This window comes from Kaistella sp. (genome assembly GCF_049588135.1).
Lineage (GTDB): Bacteria > Bacteroidota > Bacteroidia > Flavobacteriales > Weeksellaceae > Kaistella.
The window spans coordinates 1-2,114 of record NZ_JBAVFG010000039.1 but is presented as its reverse complement, the minus strand read 5'-3'; the positions used below and the strand labels follow the sequence as shown (position 1 = coordinate 2,114).

The window sequence follows — 2,114 nt, the reverse complement described above, 5'->3', positions numbered from 1 at the left end:
CTTTTTCTACAACGGGTTCGTTTCGCATTTCTTGTAATTTCGATTTCTCGGCAGAAACTTCGCGAATGCTTTCTTTTTGTCGGAATTCTAAATATTCGTTCACATCGCCCAAAAACTCTTTCATTTTTCCATCTCGGAATTCGAAAATCTTATCGCTCAAACCTTGCAAAAATTCACGGTCGTGAGAAATAACGATTAAAGTTCCTTCAAATTTCTGTAACGCTAATTTGATAATTTCTTTGGATTGAATATCCAAGTGATTCGTCGGCTCGTCCATAATCAACGTGTTGAACGGACGTAGCAATAATTTACACAAAGCCAAACGGTTTCTTTCACCTCCAGAAAGCACTTTTGTTTTCTTGGTCACATCATCCCCTTGAAAAAGGAAACTTCCCAATAGGTCACGAACACGAGGACGGGTTTCTTCGGTTGCAGAATCTTCGGCTTCTTCTAAAACGGTTTTATTCGGCGTTAAAACTTCTTCCTGATTTTGGGCAAAATAACCAATATTTACATTGTGACCCAAATTCCATTCTCCTGAATAATCGGTAATTTCGCCTGATAAAATTTTTGCTAAAGTCGTTTTTCCTTGTCCATTTTGACCCAACAAAGCGATTCGTTGTCCACGTTCGATGAAGAAATCAACCTCATCAAAAATTTGTTTATTTCCGTATGCTTTTCCTAAATTTTTAGCTTCAAAAACCACTTTTCCTGGAGTTACAGCGGGTTGAAATCGAATATTAAATTTGGAAACATCATCAGTATCAACTTCAATTCTCTCCAGTTTATCTAATTTTTTTATCAATGACTGTGCGAAAGAAGATTTAGTCGCAGAAGCGCGGAAACGGTTGATGTTATCTTCCATTTGCTTGATTTCTACATCCTGATTTTTCTTTGCTTGAATTTGTTTTTCTTTTCTTTCTAAACTTAACTCTAAATATTTGGTGTAGTTGGCTTTGTAATCGTCAACTTTTCTATTATTAATATCGAAAGTTCGGTTACAAACAGAAGTCATAAATTGCTTATCGTGACTTACAAGTACGATTGATCCGGGATAATCTTTCAAAAAACTTTCCAGCCAAATGATCGATTCCATATCCAGGTGATTCGTAGGCTCATCCAAAAGCATCAAATCATTTTTCTGTAAAAGCAGTTTTGCAAGTTCAATTCTCATTCTCCAACCGCCAGAAAATTCATCGGTGATTTTATGGAAATCATCAGCTTTGAAACCTAAACCCAACAAAATTTTCTCTACATCGCCTTCCAAATTATAAGCATCGTGGTGCATCAAAAGATCATTAAGCTCCGTCATTCGGTGAATAATATTTTCATATTCCACACTTTCATAATCGGTTCTGGTAACCAATTGGTGATTCACTTCATCCAACTCATTTTTCATCGCATTGATTTGCTCAAAAGCTTGCAAAGTTTCGTCCCAAACGGTTCTTCCTTTCACGAAATCTAAATCCTGCTTTAGAAATCCCATGGTTACATTTCCTTCGGGAACAATGCTTCCTTCATAGAAATTGATTTCGCCGGTAATCATCTTTAACAAGGTAGATTTACCCGCTCCGTTTTTACCAACCAAACCGATTTTATCATCTTTTTTAATGGTAAAATTGACGTTTTGAAAAAGGTAATTTCCTGAATGATGAAGTCCTAAATTTTGAACAGAAATCATAGTATTGAATGCTAATTAATGAGTAGATTTTCGAGGTGCAAAAGTAGTGAAACTAATTGAGATACTGAATGCTTTTGAATGCAATGAAATTTTATTTAAATCCTCGAACTCTTTCATTTTATTGAAACTGTTGAATGATCGACTTCAAATAATAACGGATCAAAATTTCGTATTAAAATAAAAAGAATCCACTGATGAAGGTGGATTCTAAAAACACAAATGATGAAAAAAAATTTATTCTCATGCTCTTACAAGCATTTGAACAATACAAAGGTCGACATTATACTTTGTATGACAAAATTTATTTCCCTTTTTTTTAAATTAAAAAAAATCACAGCATCAATACAAACAAAAAGAACCCATCATGACTGATGGATTCTAAAAACACAAATGATGAAAAAAAATTTATTCAATGCTTGTACAAGCATTGAAT

The 2,114-nt window shown here is 34.2% G+C and carries 1 protein-coding gene; it reads right to left on the bottom strand.

The genetic code is table 11. From position 1 onward, the window contains the following. A partial coding sequence (locus WBY99_RS02305; protein ID WP_423974734.1) for an ABC-F family ATP-binding cassette domain-containing protein occupies positions 1–1,681 on the bottom strand: 1,681 nt, incomplete at its 3' end. Positions 1,682–2,114: the final 433 nt, after the last annotated feature.